6 protein-coding genes and 2 pseudogenes are annotated in these 8494 nt (G+C 48.1%); 6 read left to right on the top strand and 2 right to left on the bottom strand.

What is annotated here, in order from left to right; translation table 11 throughout:
• From ACN4EK_RS28745 to ACN4EK_RS28735, 3 genes and pseudogenes are all read left to right on the top strand, one after another.
• A pseudogene (locus ACN4EK_RS28745) lies at positions 1 to 395 on the top strand (gephyrin-like molybdotransferase Glp); the annotation flags it as partial.
• Between the two features lie 69 nt (positions 396 to 464).
• A complete protein-coding gene (locus ACN4EK_RS28740) occupies positions 465 to 1184 on the top strand; it encodes a Uma2 family endonuclease (RefSeq protein WP_431661865.1) in 720 nt (239 codons plus the stop codon).
• Between the two features lie 26 nt (positions 1185 to 1210).
• The gene (locus tag ACN4EK_RS28735; RefSeq protein ID WP_431661864.1) at positions 1211 to 3085 is read left to right on the top strand and encodes a glycosyltransferase; all 1875 of its coding nucleotides are present in this window, start codon (positions 1211 to 1213) and stop codon (positions 3083 to 3085) included.
• A gap of 8 nt (positions 3086 to 3093) precedes the next feature.
• Here ACN4EK_RS28735 and ACN4EK_RS28730 read toward each other — a convergent pair whose 3' ends face one another.
• Positions 3094 to 4341 (bottom strand): L-lactate MFS transporter, encoded by a 1248-nt coding sequence (locus ACN4EK_RS28730; protein ID WP_431661863.1) that lies wholly within the window; start codon positions 4339 to 4341, stop codon positions 3094 to 3096.
• Positions 4342 to 4612: 271 nt separating this feature from the next.
• Here ACN4EK_RS28730 and ACN4EK_RS28725 point away from each other — a divergent pair, with 271 nt between their 5' ends.
• Positions 4613 to 5416 (top strand): SDR family NAD(P)-dependent oxidoreductase, encoded by an 804-nt coding sequence (locus tag ACN4EK_RS28725; RefSeq protein WP_431661862.1) that lies wholly within the window; start codon positions 4613 to 4615, stop codon positions 5414 to 5416.
• Positions 5417 to 5636: 220 nt separating this feature from the next.
• Here ACN4EK_RS28725 and ACN4EK_RS28720 read toward each other — a convergent pair.
• Positions 5637 to 6115: pseudogene (locus ACN4EK_RS28720) on the bottom strand (transposase); the annotation flags it as partial.
• Positions 6116 to 6392: 277 nt separating this feature from the next.
• On the opposite strand from ACN4EK_RS28720, the gene ACN4EK_RS28715 reads away from it, so the two are divergent.
• Both ACN4EK_RS28715 and ACN4EK_RS28710 read left to right on the top strand, forming a co-directional pair.
• Positions 6393 to 7538 (top strand): WD40 repeat domain-containing protein, encoded by a 1146-nt coding sequence (locus ACN4EK_RS28715; protein WP_431661861.1) that lies wholly within the window; start codon positions 6393 to 6395, stop codon positions 7536 to 7538.
• 324 nt (positions 7539 to 7862) lie between these two features.
• Positions 7863 to 8387: a GNAT family N-acetyltransferase gene (locus tag ACN4EK_RS28710; protein WP_431661860.1), complete on the top strand. Its 525-nt coding sequence runs from the start codon at positions 7863 to 7865 to the stop codon at positions 8385 to 8387.
• Positions 8388 to 8494: the final 107 nt, after the last annotated feature.

Here is an 8494-nt window from a genome sequence, read left to right as displayed (position 1 = left end):
AGATGTGTATAAGAGACAGCTCATCTCCCTCATCCCCCACCTACCCCATCCTCTACTTCGGACTCCCCGGCAACCCCGTCTCCGCCTTAGTCACCTTTTGGCGATTTGTCCAACCTGCCATCCGTAAACTAGCTGGCTCGCCTCCGCCCTGGAACCCGATCGTCATTAACGCCACCACCCAGCAGGACTTGCGATCGGACGGCAAACGGGAAACCTACGTCTGGGGACAGGTGCAGGTGGTAGATGGCAGTTATCAGTTTCGCTTAGCCGGGGGTAGTCAGAGTTCCGGCAACTTGATTAATCTGGCAGGCACAAATGGCTTAGCCATCATCGCGATCGGGCAAACCCACCTTCCGGCAGGCGCGGTGATTCCCGTGTTGTTAGTGAACCCTTAACGAATCCCCCGCCCTCCTACCGCATCTCTTAGAATAAGTTGACCACTGTTCTCCCGTAGGTATTGATCTATGGCGGCTCCTGACTTAAAGCGATCGCTACCGACAGGTGATGAATTACCCTGCTCAGACGATACGCCCGTGGATAACGAAGATCAAAACTTTATTCCCAATTTCCTCCTATTTTTGTTAACGCTAGTTTGGCAGCACCGCACAGATTGGTATTTCGGGGCTGATATGGCGATTTACCACACGACTGGAGTCAGTCCCAAGGTTCCCATTGTCCCTGATGGCTTCCTCAGTTTAGGGGTGGAACGGCGTAAAGGGGGGAAATCCCGCCGCAGTTATGTGCTTTGGGAGGAGCAGGACATCCCACCGATTCTGGCACTGGAGATTGTCTCCTGGACTCCCGGCGAGGAATATGACACCAAGTTGAACATCTACGCCAAGTTGGGAGTGTTGTACTACATTATTTACAATCCCGAATTCTGGCGGCGCGATGGTCATCAACCCTTTGAGGTCTACAAATTGATTGAAGGAGCCTATCACTTGCAAATTGGCGAACCTTACTGGATGACAGAGGTGGGCTTGGGGATCGGTCGCTATCTGCGATCGTTTGGGGAGATGCAACGGGAAGTGTTGTACTGGTATGACCAGCAGGGGCAGCGCTATTTGGCTGCCGATGAGCGGGAGAGCCTGGCACAACAACAGGTAGAACAAGCCCGACGGGAGAAAGCGGAATTGATCGATCGCTTACGGGCAAAGGGCATTAACCTAGATGAATTACTTTGAGCCAGACAGGCTAGAGGGCTAATTGTATGATTCGCTCATTTTCAGTGATTGTGCCAGTGCTGAATAAAGAGAAGGAAATTATTCGAGCGCTGGAAAGCGTGGAAGCCAGCATCCAATGGTTTCGGCAACACTATGATGACGCAGACTCAATTACCCCCGAAGTGTTGGTGATTAATGAAGGGTCTACCGATCGCACCGTAGAACGGGTGACTGAATTCATGCAGGATAAACCCTATTACCAACTGATTCATCATTCCAAAAGTTTGGGAATCGGGCCGGCTCGAAATACCGGAGCTAAAATGTCCCACGGGGATATTCTGTTCTTTTGTGATGGGGATGATCTCTACTATCCAGAACATATTTATCTTTGTTTTCGCATTCTTAACCACGATCCACTCCACACAGATAGCCACACACCAACCTCCTTTCAACTAGAAACCAAGCAAGGCGCATTTCGGATCGAATTGCCGCCCCAACCCGTTGGGATTGTGCGAACGGGAGTCTATATGGCAGATCCATTACATCCATATTGGAAAGGCGCGATCGAAAATACGATCGCCCAGAATTTGTGTATTCGGCGAGATTGCCATGAATTTCTGGAAGGGTTTCCGGAGGCTCCGGTTTATAAACAGGTGGGCTGTGAAGATGTGTCCTATGATTTGTGGATTGCCAAGTTCTTTAAAGTATTCAAAGTGCCGATTGAAACTGTGGAATATATTCGCTATCCCGGTAACAATCTCGATCGGCAGTTAAAGAAATTTCAAACTCCACCGGGACACTATCAAGAAGAAATGCCACCAGAACACCGGGAAGCCCATACTGTGCGGCATCGCCTGGAGCAAGAGAAATTAAACTATCTGTTCGACAAATTCAAACGGATTGACAAATCTCCAGAATTTTTCTCGGTACTAAACTGGCAGCAGTTAGCCGCAGATTGCCTGGCCCAACAACAGTATCCCGAAGTCATCTCCTTGTGTGAACGAGGTATGGCGTTAGAACCGGCAAGCAAAGATACAATTAAAAATTTGTTAGCGGCTGCCTATAATAACTTCGGTTCAGCGTTAAAAGGTCAAAATCAGCTAGAGCAGGCAGTTGGCTATTTTAAGCAGGCACTTGCGGTTAATCCCACGTTTTCCCAATCCGATCTGGCAAAGGTTCATTACAATATCGCCACTACCCTCAAAGATCAACAGGATTTTCAGCAAGCTCTGACTTTTTTACACAAGGCAACCGAACTAGACCCTAAGATTACTGAAGAAATTGCTGATTTCGCGAAAACTAAATACCAAATTCAAGTGCTGGCAAAAGGGTATCAATTTACCCAGGATTGGTTTAGCATTAACCTGCCTGTTTGGGAAAAATATCTCACGCCGTTAGCCAATACCCCGGAACTTCGGGTGTTAGAAATTGGCAGTTGGGAAGGGCGCTCTACCTGTTGGTTGGTTGATCATGTTCTCACCCATCCCACGGCTCGCCTGACCTGTATTGATACTTTTGAGGGTGGTGTTGAGAATAAAGCTGCCTATGATGATCAGTTCCTGAAAACGATCGAACAACGGTTTGACTTTAATATTGCCCACACAGCCTCACCGGAAAAAGTGCGGAAGGCAGTTGGTCAATCGCAACTGGTATTGCGATCGCTGATTCCCGATTTTTATCATCTGGTTTATATCGATGGTTCTCACATTGCCAGTGATGTTTTAGAAGATACGTTATTGACCTGGGGATTAGTCAAAGTAGGGGGAATGATTGTCTTTGATGATTATGGCTTTAACTTTCCCCAGGGCATTGCCGAAAATCCGCCGAGAGTCGCGATCGATGCTTTTATGAAAGTATTTAGTAGCAAGATCAAACTAATTCATCAAGGCTATCAAGTCATCCTCGAAAAAATCTGTGCTTGACGGCTAATTTAAGACAGCGATCGCGGACGCTTGAGCATTAAACTGGCAACCACTATCCCGACGATCGCCAGTAACGCCATCGGATAAAACGCATAGGTGTAGCTTCCCAACAAATCCCGAATTTGTCCGGTCGTCAGTGTGCCAATTAGTGCCCCCACGCCATAGGCAGTAAACACAATGCCATAATTTTGGGCATACTGATCGGGATTAAAGAATCGTAGCGTCGTCGTTGGAGCCATCGCCAGCCAACCGCCTAAACAAAACCAGAACAGGCAAAAGGCAATTAAATAGGTTGCCACCTGTCCCTTCTGGGCATTTGCCATCAGCACACAGGCAATTAGGATCAGCGTATACGATCCGATCGCGACATAATGCGGTTGAAACCGATCACTCAACCAGCCAAACAACGGACGACTAATCCCATTAAACAAAGCAAACAGAGACACGCTACTGGCAGCAACCCTAGGATCAATGTTGATAATTTCCTCGCCAACCGGGCTGGAAATCCCAATTGCACTCAAGCCAATCAATGCCCCAATAGCGTAGCAAATCCATAATCCATAAAACGATCGACTTTGGAACAGATGTTTAGGATAGGTCAGGATTGGCACAGAGGTAGTCGCCGCTAAACTGCGATGGGGATACCATCCGGCGGGAGGCAACTTCAGTGCGATCGCGACCCCCGAAATGATCACAATAAAAACAATCCCTAAGATCCGCAATGTCGGTCTTACGGTGTATGCCCCAATTAATTGACTGGCTACAGGGGCAGTGATCAGCGGAGACAGCCCAAAGCCGATGATTGTTAATCCTACAGCTAACCCCTTGCGATCCGGGAACCACCGGGAAACCACCACCATAGGCACACCATAGGCAATGCCCACCCCTGTACCAGCAATCACCCCATAGGTGAGAGTGATCATGCCAATGTGAGTCGCAAAGCTAGACAGAATATAGCCTGCACCAACAATCAGCCCGCCAATTATCGTCATCATCCGCGTCCCGATCCGAGGAATGTAAAAACCCGCGATCGGCATGAATGTGGCATAGAACACGAGCGCAACAGTAAACGGTAATAGGCTTTCAGTTGCACTAATATTCAGTTCACCTTCTAACGGCTTTCTAAAAATACTCCAAGCGTACACACTACCTAAACACAGCAAAACACTCATGCCAAGCGGAATCAGTAACCATCGCCCCTGATCGGCGGGTAAACCAAATACCGTTGGCTCCGAGGTGTGATGAGGAACACTCATAGGCTTAATTTCATGATCCTGCCAACATCAAACGGCTAACATTCTAGAATATGCGTCCGTCAGTAGGATGTTCGGCAAAAGCACTTGTGGCGATCGATAGGGAACAACACGGTAAATTCCCTATGAATCCACCATTGGAAAGACGCAACAACCTAACTGCTTACTTAGGATGAAAAAGGCTGAAAGTACACAATTGGTGCTGATTCTCTACTGATTTTTTTGCTGCATTTGCGATCGAAAGCACGAAGTAAAATATAGGATTTAACTGGTGATGAATAGCTCATTGACTCGTCCCCTGGCTGTAGTAACAGGTGCTTCCAATGGTATTGGTTATGAACTGGCAAAACAGTTTGCTCAAAATGGGTTTGATCTATTAGTCACAGCAACCGGAGCTAGTATTGACGAAGCGGCAACAGCATTTAATCAATTAGGAGCAAACGTCAATACTGTGCAAGCAGATTTGGCAACTTACGATGGAGTTGAAAAGCTCTACAGTAGCATCCAAGCGGTTGGACGACCTGTAGATGCGATCGCCATTAATGCCGGTGTCGGTGTCGGTGGTGAGTTTGCCCACGGCACCGATCTGCAAGCTGAGTTAAATCTAATTAACCTGAACGTTGTGTCATCCGTCCATCTGGCAAAACGTGTGGTGAAGGATATGGTCGATCGCGGTCAGGGGCGAATTCTGTTTACCTCCTCGATCGCGGCTCTGATGCCAGGCCCCTTTGAAGCCGTTTATGCCGCCTCGAAAGCCTTCATCCATTCCTTTGCCGAAGCTATTCGCAATGAATTAAAGGATACCGGGGTGACTGTCACCTCGCTGATGCCAGGCCCAACTGATACAAATTTCTTCCATCGGGCTGGTATGGACAACACCAAAGCTGGTGCTGGTAAAAAAGACGATCCAGCGGAGGTAGCGAAACAGGGATTTGCAGCGTTAATGGCAGGCAAGGATGCCGTGATCGCAGGTTCACCTATGACAAAACTTCAGGGTAATGTGAGTAAGGTGCTGCCAGATACCATCAAGGCTGAACAACATCGTCAGTTAACCGAACCCGGATCGGCTCACAAATAGCTTACGGCTTAGACCGACAAGGCTGACAGCGATTTTCCCTGGATTAAACTACGTCACTCCCCATCTTCACTGTAGTTTATTCATTCGACAACAACTGTAAGAACATGTACCTGAGCTAAACTCTGCCTATTTCAATCAGTCGCTGGGCATAATTACCAGCTAAAAGAGCCAAATTAATTGCTGACCGGATAATTACAGGACTTGTTCAGTGAGGTGGCCCCAATCGGCTCATGGCTTGCACACTCGCTAACACATGGGTTGAGTCAGTCCGTTGTTTGCCTGTGCCTTGAGTAACCCTTTGGCTTGAAAGCACTGGAGCATTTCTTCAAGCAGGATGTGCTCCGCCTGAGCATCCACCAATCGCTGCCGAAACTCGCTCAACACCGAATAGTCGAAGCCGGGATCGTCCAGTTCCAGAGATAATGCCTACTTCCAGTCCATGCGAGAGCGAACCGCTTCTGCGGCTTGACGGTCAGAGAGGTCTTCGATAAATTGCATCACTGTTACCAGTGCCAGCCGCCACGGGGCAATGGCAGATTGTCCTTGAGTGGCATACAAAGCGGCGAACTGACGGTCTTGATAAAAACCGCCGAACTCATCACGCATTTGCATGTAGCGATTGCCTTTGCAAAAGATGGCTTGTGCCACCCGCAGCGTTTCGGCGGGAATTGCGGGAATCACAACAGCTTGAAGCGATATTGCACACCTCCAGTGATTCGTTATACCCTTACTCGTAATGCTCGCTCTTCTTGAGCCACAGCATCTGAGTTTGTTAACGTTTTGACATCACTCCATGTTTAGGCTTGCGGTGTTCCCGTTCATTAGCTTGTAGTACATTCGCCAACAGTATCAATTTTTCCGCCTATCTGCCTATTTTGGGATCTTAGGCGGAAAAATCCCGTCTATTCATTGTTGTACTGCCTGATCTAAAGCTGCAATGGCACCTCGATTTAACTTGTAAAGTTGCAAATTAAGTGTGGCTAATAACGTAAATCAAAAAGTTAACGCCCTTTTAGATGTCTTGAACTCTGATGAAGGCATCAGTTTGCTCATTCAGGCTTTAGGTGATTCAATCCGAGAGGTTAGAGAGACTGCCCACTGGTTACTAACAGAGACCCAAAGTGAAGCTGTAAACCAAGCACTGAGGTTTTATCCCTATGCACAAATGCAGCTTTTACATACCATTACAGGATGCGGACGAGGAACAAACTATTTTGCGATTAATATAAATAGAAAAGTGTTGCTGAGTAATTGCCATAGCGAACTGACGGGGTATGCGCTTGCAAGCATCAATGTTTGGAATCTGCAGACAGGGGAGTTAGCAGATACTCTGTACGTAACCCATGAACATATGAGCACTGGACAAGATGGACAAATCATCGTTACAAGCTTTCAGCCCTTCGTCACCGTGCATGAAGACTGGGAAATGAAACCGCAACGTTGGGGTCATGTATTACATGAGCAACCCACAGATATTGCTTCGCTCGCTGTTAGCAATGATGGTTCAATCGTCGCTGGTGGAAGATATCAACATGACGCGCGATCGGAGTTTTTAGGACGGATTGCAGTATGGGATTTACACGCAGATCAGTTAATTCACCTGCTGGAATGGAAACCGACCCGACACACATCACGTCCCTTGCCGATGATGATTAGCCCAGATGCATCTCTAATGCTCAGTCAAGACAACGATCTCCGTGACCATCACCGATTATGGAACTTACAAACCGGAGAGTTAATGCGGGTCTTTGAGACATCCCCAAATTGGTTTGCGGATGCGATTGCTAATACCTCAGACGGAGGCTGTATTGTAAGTGGGATTCGAGATAAGTCAGTCAAAGTCTGGGATCTCAACACAGATCAGGTCATTTACTCGTTTCCAGACTACCATCCTGTTCCGAGGTGTTCTCCTACAGCTATGACTCCCGATGGTAAGGTACTTGCTTATTGCAATGATGCAAATGAGATTGTTCTTTGGGAGTTGGAGGTTAATCAGAGGATTCGCACGTTACCAGAAAATCCATCACCGATTCAAGCAATTTGTCTCAGTTCAGATCGGCAGTGGCTTGTGAGTTATGATGCAGAACAAACAATCACAATTTATGGGCTACCTGATGAATAATTAGAAATCGTAGAGTTGAGTAACCGCAGTACAACAACCGTGGTGCAGCGGATTATTCAAGTTCTGGAGCAAAGTCGCAAAAGTGCTGGCAACCGCTGACCACGAACGTTATACTACTTTATCTTTCGATGGTGACGGTACAACCAAGTTCCTTGTGCTTGGGGGGCAATCATCTGGTAATAGTGTTGATACTGCTTCAAAAATTGTGATACGAGGTGACGCAGCCTCACCATCCTAGGCAGGGCAGGCGGATGATTGAAAGCGGATACTGCTGAGTTGTAGGTTGTTTGCCGCCCAACTGTACCATGAGCTATGGGAGAAAAAATGTTGGAGAACGTCAACATCCGACCTGAACGTACTACAGATATTGAGGCGATCGCCAGTATTACTGAACAGGCGTTCCGATCGCATCCCCATAGTCAGCAAACAGAGCAGTTTATCATCGCGGCTCTGCGCCAGAGTGGGGCGCTCTCGATATCGCTGGTGGCGGAGGTTGATGGTCAGGTGGTTGGTCACATTGCCTTTTCACCTGTGCAGATCTCGGATGGCTCACCTGATTGGTATGCCCTGGGTCCCATTGCCGTTGCGCCGACCTTTCAGCATCAGGGCATTGGGCAGGCATTGGTCAACGCCGGGATAGAGCATCTCTATCTGCTTGGGGCGCGGGGTTGTGTTCTGGTCGGGGAGCCAGACTTCTATGGGCGGTTTGGCTTTCACAGTAATCCGGACTGCACGATGGACGGTGTGCCGCCGCAGTATGTGTTGTCGCTGCCTCTCGCTAGTTATCCTCAAGCAGTTGGTAACATCACGCATCATCCAGCCTTCAATGCCCGTAGTCCTCAAGCTTAGTTAGCCTGCTTCCGATCGCGGCAACTTGCTGCATGACCTGACGGGCAAAATCCTGATCGCTGGTTTAGAATCATCCTGCCGGATTGATATTGCGATCGCAGATTGCC

This window comes from Pantanalinema rosaneae CENA516, assembly GCF_050753385.1.
Taxonomy (GTDB): Bacteria; Cyanobacteriota; Cyanobacteriia; order Leptolyngbyales; family Leptolyngbyaceae; genus Pantanalinema; species Pantanalinema rosaneae.
The sequence above is the reverse complement of the archived record's forward strand: the minus strand, read 5'-3'. Positions and strand labels throughout refer to the sequence as shown.